Below are 14,521 nucleotides of genomic sequence, written 5' to 3'. Positions count from 1 at the left end.
AGTATCTTCGAAATAAGAACACGGTCGTTCTGATATCGAACAAAGGCAGGTCCATGGCGTACTACCGGCAGGTCGGCACCGTCCCCCAGAAGCGGCACACGCAGTTCCGCGACGCGGACGGTCGGCTCTTCTACGAGGAGCTGATGGGGGAGGAGGGCTTCTCGTCCGACTCCTCGCTGCTCTACCACCGGGGCGTGCCGTCGGCGATCGTCGCGAGCGAGATCTGGGACCTGCCCGACCAGGGCACCGTCGCCAACCACCCCCTCAAGCCGCGCCACCTGAAGCTGCACGACCTCTTCTCGGTCGAGGACGCACCGGCCGTGGACGCCGTCACCGGACGCCGCCTCGTGCTCGGCAACGCCGACGTGCGCCTCTCGTACGTCGTGACGGCCGCGGTGTCGCCGTACTACCGCAACGCGATCGGCGACGAGTGCGTGTACGTCGAGTCCGGCGCCGGCGTGGTCGAGACGGTCTTCGGGGTGCTGCCCTACCGCACGGGCGACTACGTGGTCGTCCCGCGCGCGACCACCCACCGGTGGGTGCCCGACACGACCGACGGGCCGAGCCGGCTCTACCCGATCGAGGCCAACAGCCACGTGGCGCCGCCGAAGCGCTACCTCTCGAAGTACGGCCAGCTGCTCGAGCACGCGCCGTACTGCGAGCGCGACCTCCACGGGCCGAGCGAGGTGCACGTCGCCGAGGGCACCGACGTCGAGGTGCTCGTGAAGCACCGGGGCAACGGTCCCGGCGGCGTCGTCGGCACCCGGATGGTCTACGACACCCACCCGTTCGACGTGGTGGGCTGGGACGGCTGCCTCTACCCCTACACGTTCAACATCGACGACTACATGCCGATCACGGGCAAGATCCACCAGCCGCCGCCGGTGCACCAGGTCTTCGAGGCCCAGAACTTCGTGATCTGCAACTTCCTGCCCCGCAAGGTCGACTACCACCCGCTCGCGGTACCGGTGCCGTACTACCACTCCAACGTCGACAGCGACGAGGTCATGTTCTACGTCGGCGGCGACTACGAGGCGCGCAAGGGATCGGGCATCGGGATCGGCTCTGTCTCGCTGCACCCGGGCGGCCACGCCCACGGCCCGCAGCCCGCCGCGATCGAGGCGTCGCTGGGCGCCGAGTACTTCGAGGAGTCCGCCGTCATGGTCGACACCTTCCGCCCGCTCGAGCTCGGCGAGGCCGGCACGGCGTCCGACGACGGCACCTACGCCTGGACGTGGGCGGGCCGCTCGGTCTGAGCCTCAGCTGAGGTCGAGCACCAGGCGCCCGCGCACCCCGCCGGCCTCGAGGCGGCGGTGCGCCTCGGCGGCCTCGGTCGCCGGGAGCACGTCGGCCACCCGGAGCGTGACGACACCGTCCTCGGCCTGCTGGCGCAACCGGTCGAGGGCCGCCTGGTCCTCGGCCACGTCGCGCACCATCACCGGGTGGTAGCGCAGGCGGTCGTCGCCGTCGCCGGTCCACCCCCGGATGGTGGCGACCGCGCCGCCGTCCCTGACGGCCGGCACGGCGGCCTCCGCCAGCAGGGCGCCGTCGGCCAGGCCGTCCACGCCCCCGGGGTGCAGGGCGCGCACCGCGTCCGCGAAGCCCTCGCCCCGACGTACGACGTCGTCGGCCCCCAGGTCGCGCACGAGCTGCTCGTCGGCCTCGGAGGCGTCCGCGACGACGACGAGCCCGTCGGCCTTGGCGAGCTGCACGACGTACCCGCCGAACGCGCCCGCGGCTCCCGTCACGGCGAGCACCTGTCCCGGTGCCAGGGCGAGGCGGTCGAGCGCGAGGCGGGCGGTCAGCCCGTTCATGGGGAGCGTCGACGCCTCGGCGTCGGAGCTGCCGGCGGGTGCGGCCGCCACCGACCCGACCGGCAGCACGACCTCGTCGCGGTAGGCGCCGTGCTGGCCGGACGGCACGACGATCCCCATGACGCGGTCGCCGGGGGCCAGGGCCGTGCCGGTCCCGGGACCGACCTCGAGGAGCGTGCCCGCCACGTCCATGCCGGGCACGTCGGCGACGTCCGGTGCCGTCGTGCCCTCCGCCCGCGCCCCCGAGCGCACCAGGGTGTCGGTCGGGCTGACGGCCGCCGCCCGGACGCGCACGCGCACCTGGCCCGGGCCGAGGGGCTCGTCGGGGAGGTCGACCTGCGTCAGCTGGTCGGGTCCGCCGTAGGTCTGCACTCCGATGGCTCGCATGGCGTCTTGTCTATCTCGGGGACCAAGGCGGCCGGGGCGCGACAGCACCTCGTCGGATCAGGCCCGCTTCCGCCAGCGCTTCCAGACCGCCTCCGCCTCGGCGCGCACCTTGCCGCCGTGCTCGACGTGCACCCGCGCGGTCATCCGGGCCTCGGAGGCCTCGAGGATCTCCGCCCGCAGGGTGAGGGTCGCGTCGAGCGGCGTCGGTCGCAGGTAGCGGACGTCGAGCCCCGCGGTCACGTAGGGGAGCGGGATGCCGTCGTCGGCCGGCCAGCCGCGCGTGTACGCCGTGTGCGTCACGGCCGCCGCGGAGTGGCAGTCGAGGACCGTGGCGATGATGCCGCCGTTGAGGAACCCGAGCCCGTTGTCGTGCTCGGGGCGAGGGGTGAAGGCAGCGACGACCGTGCCCTCGTCGTCGAGGTGGCTCTGCAGCTGCAGGCCCTTGACGTTGGCCGGGCCGCACCCGAAGCACGGCAGGTCGGGGAAGTAGCGCTGCTGGAGGCTGGTCGACATGGCTGCACCCTGCCAGGTCGGTCAGTGCCCGGGCGGGTCCTGCAGGACCGCGGCGCCGACGAGGGAGCCGACCACGTCGGCCACCCGGGTGAGGTCCTCCAGGTGCTCCTCGCCCACGAGCGCGCCGGCGATGCCCCGCTCGACGGTCCACAGGATCGTGGCCGCGACCTGCTCGGCGGCCGGGCCCTCGGGCACGACGCCGGACTCGCGACCCGCCCGGAGCGCGTCCTCGATGGTCTGCGTCATGGTGCGGGCGTGCTCCAGGTAGGCGTCGCGGAGGACGGGGTGCCGGGTCCACTCGTGCACGGCGTTGCGGAAGACGGCGAGCGCCGCGGCGTCCAGCGTCAGCCAGGGGCGCACGAGGTCGGTCGAGGAGGCCGGACGGCCCGCGGCGGGGTCCGCGACGGTGACGAAGTCACCGACCAGCCGCTCCGACATCTGCTGGTAGAGGGCGAGGAACGCGTCGTCCTTGCTCGCGAAGTAGAAGTAGAAGGTGGCGCGTGAGACGCGGGCCTGCTCGAGGATGCGCGCGACGCTGACGTCCTGGATCGGGAGGTCGAGCAGGAGCTCGGCGAGCGCGTCGAGGATGACCTGGTCGGTCGCGGCCGCCGCGGCGGCGGACGGATCCCGGCGCACCGCCGGGGGCGCCGGCTCCGCGGCGGGCCGCGCGGGGAGGTGGGCGTGGAAGTCCGTGTCGGACGCGACCTCGGCGAGCCGGCGGATGGTGGCGAAGGCGTCCTCGGACGACGGCAGCCGCGGCTCGATGCCCCGCAGGGTCACGTAGAGGGTGCGCTCGATGCCGCACGCCAGCAGGGTGGCGACCGTCGCGTCGTCGCCGTGGTCGGGGAGGCCGGCCGCGGCGCGGTCGCGCCGGAGGTGCTCGGTCATCGGCTCGACGAAACGTCGACGCATGTCGGCCCAGGCGGCGCCGATCTCCTCGATCTCGTGCGCCCACTCCGAGGCGGCGCAGAGCACGGTGCCGTGCGCCCGCCAGAGCTCGAGCGACTGCGTCATCACGGTCTCGACCAGCTGGGTCGAGATGCGGTCCGGCGAGACGATGCGCGTGCGCGCCAACTCGGCCGCCTCGTTGCCCAGCCTCAGCAGCAGCGCCGCCAGCACGTCGTACTTGGAGGCGAAGTAGTGGTAGAAGTTCGCGCGCGACATGCCGGCCTGGGTGAGGATGTCGGCCACGGTGATGTCGGCGAACGTCTTCGAGACCATCAGCTTCTCGGTGGCGTCGAAGACCGCGTGCTCGGCCTGGCTGGTGCCGTCGTGCCGACGCGGGCGACGACGACGCGGGGCAGGCACGGCGCAATCGTAGCCAGAGGCGAACGCTGTTCGCCGCATTGCCTGCCCCGCGAGCCCGTGTCATGACGGCCCCCTGCGCGCGGGTCAGACCGGGTCGACCACGAGGTGGTCGTGCCCGAGCAGCCGCAGCGACCCGGCCATGGCCCGGCCCATCGCCGCCAGCACGGGGTCGGCGGCGGCCGTCGAGCCGTCCGCGGCCGGGGCGGCGCCGTCGGTGAAGCAGTGCACGGTCAGGTCCGTGTCCTCGGGCAGCAGCAGGGTGCCCCCGTCGTGGCGGAGCCCGGCCGCGACGGCGTGACGGTGACGGAACGGTGCACCGGGGGCGAGGTGGGCGCCGAGCCCCCACGGCAGCGCCGGGGAGAGCAGGTCGCGGGCCTCGACGTACGCGGGGTTGCCGGTCAGCGCCGCCATGGCCTCCGCGTGCTCGGAGGGCAGCACCCGGCTGCTGCCGTCGGGCCGCACCCGGGTGAGGTGGCCGATGCGCTGCAGCCGCTCGTTGACGGCGTCGGCGCCGCCGAGCGCCTCGACCAGTGCCGTCACCGCGGCGGGCTCGTCGGGGCCCGGGGTGCGGCCGGCCCGGGCCGCCGCCCGGCAGACCTCACGCAGCGTGGTCGAGGAGCCGTCGTCGGACGGGAGCCCGGGGGAGTCCCAGCCGATCCGCCGCGAGGCGACCTGCTCGGAGGCCTGCAGCAGCAGGAAGGTGGTGGCCGTCCCGGCGCCCTCGTAGGCGACCATCTCGTCGTGCGCGACCTCGACGCCCGGGGCGGAGAGCAGCAACGACCACGTCGAGACGTGGCCGGACAGCTCGGACCTCCAGAGGTCGAGCATCACCTGCGCCGTCCCGAGCCGGTCCGACGAAGTGGTCACAGCAGATCACAACACGCGGAGGTGGGGCCGTGCTGCCGAATCGTCGACTCCCGCGGCGGCGGCGTCCTCAACGCAGGGCGTACGTCGCGAGCGAGACCCCGACGTAGTGCGTCGCGAACGCGAGGATCGTGAAGGTGTGGAACACCTCGTGGAAGCCGAACCACCGCGGCGACGGGTTGGGTCGCTTCACGCCGTACACGAGCCCGCCGAAGGTGTAGAGCGCGCCGCCGGCGCAGATCAGTACGAATACGGCGACGCCGACGCCGGTGCCGTAGACGTCGACCGCGCCGCGGTAGAAGTCGGGGATGAAGAAGACCGCGGCCCACCCGAGCGCGAGGTAGACGGGGGCGCTGAGCCAGCGGGGCGCGCCCGACCAGAAGACCTTGAGGCCGACCCCGACGACGGCGCCCGTCCACACCACCGTCAGCAGCGTGACGCGCTGCGTGCCCTCCAGGAGCAGCAGCGTGAACGGGGTGTAGGAGCCGGCGATGAGCAGGTAGATGTTCGAGTGGTCGAAGCGGCGCAGGAACGCCCACACGCCGGGTGACCAGGTGCCGCGGTGGTAGATCGCGGAGACCGTGAAGAGCAGCAGCGCGGTGAGCGTGAAGACGGCGGAGCCGATGCGGGTGAGCGCGTCCGGCGAGAGGACGACCAGCACGATCCCGGCGGCGAGGGCGAGCGGTGCGGTGCCGAGGTGGAGCCAGCCGCGCAGCTTGGGCTTGACCTCGCCCAACGCGTCGCGGACGTGCTTGCTCGCGTTCTCCATCCGGTTCCCGGCGGCGTCGCGGAGGTCCGACAGGTTCTCGGAGATGCGCTGCCCGGGTGCGTTCATGGCGGCCAATGTACGTCCTCCGTCGACGCCCACCTACGCCTGCTGGATGTGATGCCGACAGCGTCGTGCGGGCTGCCGACGGTGTCGCACCACGGGCGGCCGTGCCGCTAGCATCCTCCGGTGGCCCGAGACTGGAAGTCAGGCGTGCGCCGCGTCCTCTACCCGGCGTACGAGGCGCGGATGGTGCGGCGTCTGCCCGCTGACCGCATGCCCGCCCACATCGGCGTGATGCTCGACGGCAACCGTCGCTGGGCGAAGGCCGTGGGCGCCGACACCGCCCACGGGCACCGCGCCGGCGCCGCCAACATCGAGCCGATGCTGGGCTGGTGCGAGGAGGTCGGCGTCTCCGTCGTGACGCTGTGGCTGCTCTCCACCGACAACCTCAACCGGCCCGCCAGCGAGCTGGAGCCCCTGCTCGAGATCATCGCCGAGGCGGTCGACAGCCTGGTCGACGAACGTCGCTGGCGCCTCCACCCGGTCGGCGCCCTCGACCTCCTCCCGCCCGCGACGGCGGCGCGCCTCAAGGCCGCCGAGGCCGCCACCGCCGACGTCGACGGCATCCTCGTCAACATCGCGGTCGGGTACGGCGGGCGCCGCGAGATCGCGGACGCCGTGCGGTCGCTGCTGCTCGAGCACGCGGAGAAGGGCACCTCGCTGGAGGACCTCGCCGCGCAGGTCGACGTCGACGCGATCGGCGAGCACCTCTACACGAAGGGCCAGCCCGACCCCGACCTCGTCATCCGCACCTCGGGGGAGCAGCGGCTCGGCGGTTTCCTGCTGTGGCAGAGCGCGGGGTCGGAGTTCTACTTCTGCGAGGCGTTCTGGCCCGACTTCCGCCGCGTCGACTTCCTGCGCGCCGTCCGCGCCTACGCGCAGCGCGAGCGGCGCCACGGTCGGTAACACGACATTCATCTGCGCTTTCTCGCGTGTCGCGCTTGCGGCGGGGGCGCCAGGAGTACTTTCGGGCTCATCGGCGAGTGGGGAAGCCCGCCGTACCAGGAGGCCCGTTCGTGATGACTCACGACTGCACCGCACAGCACCGGCAGCACGTCTGCCGCTGTGCGGGAGGAGGCGGGCACTCCCGTCTTCGGCTGCCCTCCCGGTCCAACCGCTGGAGCTAGGTCCGGGGCGACGAGTGCGCGTGCCGGTCCGTGAGGGGTAGATCGTGGCCTCGATCCCGACGCGCGAGCACCAGTCCGTCCGCACCTACGTCCTCGACACCAGCGTCCTGCTGGCGGATCCCGGCGCGCTGCGCCGGTTCGAGGAGCACGAGGTCGTCCTCCCGGTGGTGGTCATCACCGAGCTCGAGGGCAAGCGGCACCACCCGGAGCTGGGCTTCTTCGCGCGCACCGCGCTGCGCACGCTCGACGAGCTGCGCATCGTCAACGGTCGTCTCGACCAGCCCGTGCCCGTCGGCGACCTCGGCGGCACGTTGCGGGTGGAGCTCAACCACACCGATCCGACGTCGCTTCCGTCCGGCTTCCGGCTGGGCGACAACGACACCCGGATCCTCGCCGTGGCCCGCAACCTGGCCAACGAGGGGCGTGACGTCACGCTGGTGTCCAAGGACCTGCCGATGCGCATCAAGGCGTCGGCCGTCGGTCTCGACGCGCAGGAGTACCGCGCCGAGTCCGTGAGCGAGTCCGACACCGGCTACTCGGGCATGGCCGAGCTCGAGGTCGGCGCCGACGTGCTCGACGAGCTGTACGACGACGGCACCGTGGCCCTCGACGAGGCCCGCGACCTGCCCTGCCACCAGGGCCTCGTGCTGCTCTCCGACCGCGGTACGGCGCTCGGCCGCGTCGGGCCCGACAAGCAGGTCCACCTGGTGCGCGGCGACCGGGAGGCCTTCGGCATCCACGGCCGCTCGGCGGAGCAGCGGATCGCGCTGGAGATGCTGCTCGACCCGGAGGTCGGCATCGTCTCGCTCGGCGGCCGGGCCGGCACGGGCAAGTCGGCCATGGCGCTCTGCGCCGGTCTCGAGGCCGTGCTCGAGCGTCGTCAGCACAAGAAGGTCGTCGTCTTCCGTCCGCTCTTCGCGGTCGGCGGGCAGGAGCTCGGCTACCTGCCGGGCTCGGAGTCCGAGAAGATGTCGCCCTGGGCGCAGGCCGTCTTCGACACCCTCGGCGCGATGACGTCGCGCGACGTGATCGACGAGGTGCTCGACCGCGGCATGCTCGAGGTCCTGCCGCTCACCCACATCCGTGGTCGGTCGCTGCACGACGCGTTCGTGATCGTCGACGAGGCGCAGTCGCTGGAGCGCAACGTGCTGCTCACCGTGCTGTCGCGCATCGGTGCCAACTCGAAGGTCGTGCTCACCCACGACGTCGCCCAGCGCGACAACCTCCGGGTCGGTCGCCACGACGGGGTCGTCGCCGTCATCGACAAGCTCAAGGGCCACCCGCTCTTCGCGCACGTCACGCTCACCCGGTCCGAGCGCTCGCCCATCGCGGCGCTCGTGACCGAGATGCTGGAGAACGTCACGCTCTGAGTCCCGTGACGCTCTGAGCAGTCCATCGACGCGACGACGCCCCCGGCCCACTGCGGCCGGGGGCGTCGTCGTACGCGTCAGGAGGTCTGCGCCTCCCACTGGGTCACCTCGACGCCGGCCATGGCGAAGTTCGCCATGTCGGCGGCGCCGCGCTGCCCGGCCTCCGAGCCGAGCGACCCGAACGCGGCCTCGCGGTCGGCGAAGGTGAGCACGGCGACCACGAAGTACGGCGGGGTGCTGCCGTCCGGGGTCTCGCAGATGCCCCACTCGAACGCGTCGAGCCCGGGCATCGAGCGCGTCAGCGGGTCGTGCACGGTGCGGTAGTGGCGGAGGAACGCCTCGGGGTCGGCCGGGTGGCGGTAGGACGCGGTGAGCCGGTACATCAGCGCACCAGCTCGAAGCCGCGGTAGCCGTCGGCCGCGACGTCGTCGCAGATGTCGGTGTAGGTGTGGAGGCCGCCGACGTACGAGAGGATCGCGCGCGGCTTGCCGGGGATGTTGGCCCCCGTGTACCAGGAGTCGCCCTCCGGGTAGAGCGTCTGGTCGGCGAGCGCGAGCGCCTCGCTGGTCCACTCCTTCACGGCCGTCGGGGTCGGCTCCGTGGTGCGCACGCCCTCCTTCTCCATGTGGGCGATGAGGTCGGTGGTCCACTCCACGTGCTGCTCGATGGCGACCACGACGTTGGTGAGCACGTTGGGGCTCTGGGGGCCGGTCAGCATGAACAGGTTCGGGAAGCCGTCGACGCCGATCCCGAGGTACGTCGTGGGCCCGTCCGCCCAGCGGTCGCGGAGCGTCTGGCCCTCCCGGCCGCGGATGTCGATGCCCAGCAGGGGGCCGGTGACGGCGTCGAAGCCGGTCGCGAACACGACCGCGTCGAGCTCGTACTCGTTGTCCTGCGTCGCCAGCCCGGTCGGCGTCAGGCCGACGATCGGGTCGTCCTTGACGCTCACGAGCGTCACGTCGTCGCGGTTGTAGGTCGCGAAGTAGTCGGTGTCGAGGGTGATGCGCTTCGCCCCGAGGGGGTAGGTGCGCGGGGTCAGGGTCTCGGCCGTCTCGGGGTCGTCGACCGCGGCGCGGATCTTGCCGCGGAAGAACTCGGCGATCGTCTCGTTGGCGGCCCGGTCGACGAACAGGTCGGGGAACGACATGAGCAGGTCGGGTGCGCGGTGGCGCTGCCAGCGCTCCTCGTAGATCGCGGTGCGCTCCTCCTCGCTGATGTCCATCGCGTTCACCTCGAGGATGTCCGTGATGAGCCCGGCGGGGAACTTGCGCGTCTCCTTGCGGTACTCCTCCAGGTTCGCCTTGAAGTCGGCCTTCTCCTCCTCCGTCAGGGCGCGGTTGCCGCAGTCGAGGCTGAACGCCGGCGTCCGCTGGAAGACGGTGAGGTGCTCCGCCTCCTCCGCGACGAGGGGGATCACCTGGATGCCCGACGAGCCCGTGCCGATGACCCCGACGCGCTTGCCGGTGAAGTCCACGCCCTCCTTCGGCCAGGTGCTGGTGTGGTAGGTCTCGCCGGTGAAGGCGTCGAGCCCGGCGAAGTCGGGCGTCTGGCCGGTCGAGAGGCAGCCGACCGCGGTCACGACGTACCGCGCGGTGACCTGCTCGCCGGCGTCGGTGACGACGGTCCACAGCGAGGTCTCGTCGTCCCAGACCGCCGACTCGACCCGCGTCGAGAAGGTGAAGTGACGCCTCACGTCGAGCTTGTCCGCCGCGAACTCGAGGTAGCGGAGGATCTCCGGCTGCGCGGGGTAGCGCTCGGTCCAGTCCCAGGCCTCGACGAGCTCGCGGTCGAAGCTGAACGAGTACTCCATGCTGAGGCAGTCGCAGCGGGCACCGGGATAGGTGTTCCAGTACCACGTGCCGCCGACGGTCTCGGCGGCCTCGAACGCCCGGACGTCGAGGCCGAGCCGGGCGAGCTGGCGGACCATGTAGATGCCGGAGAACCCGGCGCCGATGACGACGGCGTCGGTGTGGGTGGCGTCGGTGTGGGTGGCGTCGGTGTGGGTGGGTGCGGTGGTGTCGGGCATGCGTCGCCTCCTGGTGGGCGGGTGGGATGCGGTCGGTCGGGGTGGCGCGGGACGAGGCGGTTCAGGCGGTGCCGTCGGAGGGACGGCCGAGCGCCTCCACCACGACGGTCATGCCGGCCTCGGCGCCGGGCAGCACGTTCACGAACTGGAAGAAGCCGTGCATCTGGCCGGGGGCGACGTGCTCGTCGACGCGCACGCCGGCCTCGCGCAGGGCCGCGGCGTACGCGGCGCCCTCGTCGCGGAGCACGTCGTGCTCCGGGAGCAGCACCAGTGCGGGGGCCAACCGGCCGCCGGCGCCGAGCGCGGCCAGGTCCCCGGCGCGCAGCGGCGAGGCGTCGGGTCGGGCACGGTCGGCGGCGTCGGGCGCGTACAGGCCCCAGAAGTGCTCCATGGCCTCGCGGGTGAGCATCAGGGCGTTGGCCGGGTCGCGGTACGACGCGGTGGCCGTGTCGTGGTCGGTGACCGGGTAGACGAGCACCTGGAGGTCGATCGCGGGGCCGCCGTCGCGGGCGCTGCGCTGGGCGACGACGGCGGCGAGGTTGCCGCCGGCGCTGTCGCCGGCGACGACGAGCGGCAGGTCGGCGCCGAGCGCGTCCCGGCGACGGGCCCCCTCCAGCACGCCGGCCCAGGCGTCGTGGGTCGCGGCTGGGAAGGGGTCCTCCGGCGCCTTGCGGTAGTCGACGAGCAGCACCGCGTGCTGCGAGCGGGTGGCGAGGGTGCGACCGAGGCAGTCGTAGCCGTCGATGTCGTCGACGACCCACCCGCCGCCGTGGAGGTAGACGACCACGCCGCGCACGTCGCCGTGGGGCGTCAGCAGGCGGCCGCGCCGCTCGGCCCCGTCCTCGGCGGTGAGGGTGATCTCCTCCACCGCCGCGACGTCCGGGCCGGGGCCGTAGAGGTCGACGAATCCCTTGCTGAGGGCGCGGGCCTCGTCCGGCGAGATCTCGTGGAGGGCGGGTCCGCCGGCCGCGGCGGCCTGGGCGAGGAAGGCGCTGGTGGCAGCGTCGAGCGGCATCGGGGCTCCCTGGGGTGGGAGGTCGGCGTCGACCTCCGAGTAGGTGACGCCCATCACACTGACATTTGATGGCAATGATGCGCAAGGTTTGACGTCAGCGGTGTGGGCTGTCCCACCCATGGGGACGACGGTTTGCGTGGGGCCTGCCCCTCGGGCATGGTGGCCGCTGGCCTGGGTGTACCGGGCCGTCTCGGATCCGCTGCCGTCTACCCGTGAGCCCCTGAATCTTGTCGAAGCAGAAGCACACACCGAAGCACCGCCAGGCCACGCACCGCGCCCCCGGGCGCGCCGTGCTCCCCGTCTCCCCGGTCAAGGCCCTGCGCTCGTCCCTGGTCCTCACCTCGGTCGCCGCGGCCGCCACCGGAGTCGCGGTCGGCGGGGGAGTCCTGACGACGAACGGCCCGGCCGACGCCGCCGACGGCCAGCTCGCCTCGGCCTCCCTGAGCTCGGTGCTCGAGACCGCCGAGACCGCCCCGGGCGCAGCGGACCAGGCCTCCGACGCCGCCGCGCCCGACGCCGACGAGCTCCTCGCCGACCGTGCCGCGGAGGGCGTCTCGCGCTCCGACACGCGCAGCGCCGCCGACCCCACCAAGCTCGTGGCGCTCTCGGCCGAGGCCGGCCCCGCCATGACGCAGGCGGAGGACGCCTCCGACCGCGACCCGCGCGAGGTGGGCCGTCTGCTGCTCGCCGAGCAGGGCTTCGGCGAGGGCCAGTGGAGCTGCCTCGACTCGCTGTGGACCAAGGAGTCCGGCTGGCAGGTCGACGCCGACAACCCGACGTCGTCGGCCTACGGCATCCCGCAGTCGCTGCCCGGCAGCAAGATGGCCTCGGCCGGCGACGACTGGGAGACCAACCCCGCGACGCAGATCCGCTGGGGCCTCGGCTACATCGAGGACCGCTACGGCACGCCCTGCTCCGCCTGGGCGCACAGCCAGGCGAACAACTGGTACTGAGCCGGTCGGCTCAGCCCGCCGCCCGCTCCGCGAGCAGCCCCGCGAGGCTCGTCGGCTCCCGCCCGGTCAGCCGGGCGACGTCGCCGCTGACCGCCGCCACCTCGCCGCGCGCCATGGCGACGTACGTGGAGACCCACGCGTCGTACTGCCACTGAGGTGCCTCCCACCGACGTCGTGAGGCGTAGGCCTCCTCGAGCGTCTCGTCGTGGAACGTCACCGTCCGCCCCGTGGCGTTCGTGATCGTCTCGGCGACCTCCGTCATCGTGAGCGCCTCGGGACCGGTCAGGTCGTAGGTGGCGCCCGCGTGCGCCGCCGGGTCGAGCAGCACCTCGACCGCCGACCGGGCGACGTCCGCCCGCGCCACGGCGGCGACGCGACCGTCGCCGGCCGGCCCGCGGATCACGCCGTCCTCCCCGGCCATGTCGGGCAGGAAGTCGAGGTAGAAGCTGTCGCGCAGGAACGTCGTGGTGAGGCCCGAGGCGCGCAGGTGGGCCTCGGTCGCGTGGTGGTCGCGGCCCAGCGTGAAGGTGCAGTCGGGCGCCGCGCCCTGGAACGAGGTGTAGACGACGTGGCCGACCCCGGCCTCGGCCGCGGCGTCCACGAAGGTGCGGTGCTGCTCCAGCCGCTCGGCCGACTCGGCCCCCGACACCATGAGCAGCGTGCGCACGCCGGCGAGGGCGGCCACGGCGGCGGCGCGGTCGCCGTACCCGGGGAACTCGACGACGTGGGCGCCGGCGAGGTCCGGGGCCCGGCCTGCCGACCGCACGAGCAGGCGCTGCTCCACGCCCTGCGCGGCGAGCCCGCGGGCGACGAGGCCGCCGAGGGCGCCCGTGGAGCCGGTGACGGCGAGGGTCGGCGCCTGCGTCGTCATCCCTGGACCAGCTGCTTCTTCTGGACCTTGCCCATGGCGTTGCGGGGCAGCGCGGTGGTGAAGCGGACCTCGCGGGGCCGCTTGTGGGCGTTGAGCTGCTCCCCGACGTACGCCGTCAGCGCGGTCGCCAGGGCGGCCCCGCCGAGGTCGTCGGGCCCGGGCACGGCCTCGGGGCGGAGCACCACGTGCGCCACGATGCGCTGGCCCAGGTCGGCGTCGGGCTCGCCCACGACCGCCGTCTCGGCCACGGCCGGGTGCCCGAGCAGCACGGTCTCGATCTCGCCGGCGCCGACGCGGTAGCCGCCCGACTTGATGAGGTCGATCGACTCGCGGCCCACGATGCGGTGCCAGCCCGCGGGGTCGACCACGGCGACGTCGCCGGTGCGGAACCAGCCGTCGTCGGTCCACACCTCGGCGTCGGCGTCGGGGCGGTTGAGGTAGCCGCCGAAGAGCGTGGCCCCCCGCACCTGGAGGTTGCCGACCGACTCGCCGTCGTGCGGCACGGCGGCGCCGTGCTCGTCCTGCAGGCGCGTCTCGACGCCGGCGACGGGCACGCCCACCCAGCCGGCCCGGGGGGCGGCGTCGGCGCGGGTGGCGACGGTGATGAGGGTCTCCGACATGCCGTAGCGCTCGACGGCGTCGTGCCCCGTCAGCGCCCGGAGGCGCTCGAAGACGGGCACGGGGAGCGCGGCGCTGCCGGAGACCAGCAGCCGGGCGCTCGCGAGGTCCTTCGCGTGCTCGGGGGCCTCCGCGATGCGCGACCAGATGGTCGGCACGCCGAAGAACATGGTGGCGCCGTCGCGGGCGGCCGCGGCGTACGCCTCGGGGGTCGGGCGGCCGACGTGCACGACGCCGCCGCCGAGCCGCAGCGGACCGAGCACGCCGAGCAGCAGGCCGTGCACGTGGAAGAGCGGGAGGCCGTGGGCCAGGACGTCGGCGTCCGTCCACCCCCAGGCGTCGGCGAGGCCGTCGAGCCCCGCGGCGACGGCAGCCCGCGAGAGCAGGACCCCCTTCGGCAGGCCCGTGGTGCCCGAGGTGTAGAGCAGGAAGGCCGTCGCGTCGTCGGGCAGCGGGTCCGTCGGGGGCGTGTACGGAGCCCGGGCCCCGAGGTCGAGGGGCACGACGGGCAGACCGCCGGACTGGTCGGGCGGCGCCGTGCCCACCCATGCCTCGACGGCGGAGTCGCCGAGCACGTGGGCGCGCTCCCGCGCCCCCGAGTCGGGCGGCACGGGCACGACGACCACACCGGCCAGCAGCGCGGCGACAACCGCGAGCACCGTCGAGGGCTCGGGGGTCGCGTGCACGGCCACCCGCCGGTACGGCGCGAGGTCGGCCGCCGCGGCGCTCGCGGCGCCCAGCAGGTCGTCGTACGTCCAGGTGGTGCCGGCGACGGTGACGCGGGTCGGTCCACCGCGGGTCAGGCCGAGAAGCAGCTCAGTCACCC

14 protein-coding genes are annotated in these 14,521 nt (G+C 73.4%); 4 read left to right on the top strand and 10 right to left on the bottom strand.

All coding sequences use genetic code 11. The features are described 5' to 3' along the window. Positions 1–53 precede the first annotated feature (53 nt). Positions 54–1,256 (top strand): homogentisate 1,2-dioxygenase, encoded by a 1,203-nt coding sequence (locus tag K329_RS0113185; protein WP_028473415.1) that lies wholly within the window; start codon positions 54–56, stop codon positions 1,254–1,256. A gap of 3 nt (positions 1,257–1,259) precedes the next feature. Here K329_RS0113185 and K329_RS0113180 read toward each other — a convergent pair whose 3' ends face one another. The 5 genes from K329_RS0113180 to trhA form a co-directional block, all read right to left on the bottom strand. Further along, on the bottom strand, positions 1,260–2,201 hold the full coding sequence (locus K329_RS0113180; protein WP_028473414.1) for an NADP-dependent oxidoreductase: 942 nt from the start codon (positions 2,199–2,201) through the stop codon (positions 1,260–1,262). Positions 2,202–2,258: 57 nt separating this feature from the next. Beyond that, positions 2,259–2,714, bottom strand: a complete 456-nt coding sequence (locus K329_RS0113175; protein ID WP_028473413.1) for a PaaI family thioesterase — start codon at positions 2,712–2,714, stop codon at positions 2,259–2,261. A gap of 21 nt (positions 2,715–2,735) precedes the next feature. Further along, positions 2,736–4,022 (bottom strand): TetR/AcrR family transcriptional regulator, encoded by a 1,287-nt coding sequence (locus K329_RS0113170; RefSeq protein WP_028473412.1) that lies wholly within the window; start codon positions 4,020–4,022, stop codon positions 2,736–2,738. Positions 4,023–4,106: 84 nt separating this feature from the next. Beyond that, positions 4,107–4,889: a serine hydrolase gene (locus K329_RS0113165; protein ID WP_157571718.1), complete on the bottom strand. Its 783-nt coding sequence runs from the start codon at positions 4,887–4,889 to the stop codon at positions 4,107–4,109. Between the two features lie 67 nt (positions 4,890–4,956). Continuing rightward, entirely contained in the window at positions 4,957–5,721 is a 765-nt protein-coding gene (trhA, locus tag K329_RS0113160) for a PAQR family membrane homeostasis protein TrhA (RefSeq protein WP_245596550.1), read from the bottom strand. Between the two features lie 120 nt (positions 5,722–5,841). Here trhA and K329_RS0113155 point away from each other — a divergent pair, with 120 nt between their 5' ends. Both K329_RS0113155 and phoH2 read left to right on the top strand, forming a co-directional pair. After that, positions 5,842–6,621, top strand: a complete 780-nt coding sequence (locus K329_RS0113155) for an isoprenyl transferase (protein ID WP_028473409.1) — start codon at positions 5,842–5,844, stop codon at positions 6,619–6,621. A 265-nt stretch (positions 6,622–6,886) separates the two neighbouring features. Beyond that, positions 6,887–8,212, top strand: a complete 1,326-nt coding sequence (gene phoH2 / locus K329_RS0113150; protein ID WP_028473408.1) for an RNA 5'-3' helicase PhoH2 — start codon at positions 6,887–6,889, stop codon at positions 8,210–8,212. Positions 8,213–8,289: 77 nt separating this feature from the next. Here the strand turns inward: phoH2 and K329_RS0113145 are convergent, their stop codons facing one another. The 3 genes from K329_RS0113145 to K329_RS0113135 all read right to left on the bottom strand — a co-directional run bounded on the left by K329_RS0113145 (position 8,290) and on the right by K329_RS0113135 (position 11,307). Further along, a complete protein-coding gene (locus K329_RS0113145) occupies positions 8,290–8,595 on the bottom strand; it encodes an EthD family reductase (RefSeq protein WP_028473407.1) in 306 nt (101 codons plus the stop codon). Further along, entirely contained in the window at positions 8,595–10,238 is a 1,644-nt protein-coding gene (locus tag K329_RS0113140) for a flavin-containing monooxygenase (protein ID WP_052336844.1), read from the bottom strand. Before K329_RS0113140 ends, K329_RS0113145 begins: the two co-directional genes overlap by 1 nt. A 61-nt stretch (positions 10,239–10,299) precedes the next feature. Next, positions 10,300–11,307, bottom strand: a complete 1,008-nt coding sequence (locus K329_RS0113135) for an alpha/beta hydrolase (protein ID WP_211225849.1) — start codon at positions 11,305–11,307, stop codon at positions 10,300–10,302. 173 nt (positions 11,308–11,480) lie between these two features. Here K329_RS0113135 and K329_RS30920 point away from each other — a divergent pair, with 173 nt between their 5' ends. Beyond that, positions 11,481–12,206 carry an aggregation-promoting factor C-terminal-like domain-containing protein gene (locus K329_RS30920; protein WP_028473404.1) on the top strand — a complete coding sequence of 242 codons (726 nt, stop codon included), beginning with the start codon at positions 11,481–11,483 and terminating at the stop codon, positions 12,204–12,206. Between the two features lie 10 nt (positions 12,207–12,216). Here the strand turns inward: K329_RS30920 and K329_RS0113125 are convergent, their stop codons facing one another. Both K329_RS0113125 and K329_RS0113120 read right to left on the bottom strand, forming a co-directional pair. After that, positions 12,217–13,077: an SDR family oxidoreductase gene (locus K329_RS0113125; RefSeq protein ID WP_028473403.1), complete on the bottom strand. Its 861-nt coding sequence runs from the start codon at positions 13,075–13,077 to the stop codon at positions 12,217–12,219. Continuing rightward, positions 13,074–14,519, bottom strand: a complete 1,446-nt coding sequence (locus tag K329_RS0113120) for an AMP-binding protein (RefSeq protein WP_043643430.1) — start codon at positions 14,517–14,519, stop codon at positions 13,074–13,076. Before K329_RS0113120 ends, K329_RS0113125 begins: the two co-directional genes overlap by 4 nt. Between the last annotated feature and the right edge of the window lie 2 nt (positions 14,520–14,521).

The sequence above is a fragment of the Nocardioides alkalitolerans DSM 16699 genome (assembly GCF_000426525.1).
Taxonomy (GTDB): Bacteria; Actinomycetota; Actinomycetes; order Propionibacteriales; family Nocardioidaceae; genus Nocardioides; species Nocardioides alkalitolerans.
Note: the sequence above shows the minus strand (reverse complement) of the source record. Positions and strands in the feature narration are given on the sequence as shown.

Excerpts from the sequence above, each read along its gene's own strand:
- K329_RS0113185 (WP_028473415.1), top strand. The coding sequence starts at position 54 with ATGGCGTACTACCGGCAGGTCGGCACCGTCCCCCAGAAGCGGCACACG.
- K329_RS0113180 (WP_028473414.1), bottom strand. The coding sequence starts at position 2,201 with ATGCGAGCCATCGGAGTGCAGACCTACGGCGGACCCGACCAGCTGACG.
- K329_RS0113175 (WP_028473413.1), bottom strand. The coding sequence starts at position 2,714 with ATGTCGACCAGCCTCCAGCAGCGCTACTTCCCCGACCTGCCGTGCTTC.
- trhA (WP_245596550.1), bottom strand. The coding sequence starts at position 5,721 with ATGAACGCACCCGGGCAGCGCATCTCCGAGAACCTGTCGGACCTCCGC.
- K329_RS0113145 (WP_028473407.1), bottom strand. The coding sequence starts at position 8,595 with ATGTACCGGCTCACCGCGTCCTACCGCCACCCGGCCGACCCCGAGGCG.
- K329_RS0113140 (WP_052336844.1), bottom strand. The coding sequence starts at position 10,238 with ATGCCCGACACCACCGCACCCACCCACACCGACGCCACCCACACCGAC.
- K329_RS0113135 (WP_211225849.1), bottom strand. The coding sequence starts at position 11,307 with ATGGGCGTCACCTACTCGGAGGTCGACGCCGACCTCCCACCCCAGGGA.
- K329_RS0113125 (WP_028473403.1), bottom strand. The coding sequence starts at position 13,077 with ATGACGACGCAGGCGCCGACCCTCGCCGTCACCGGCTCCACGGGCGCC.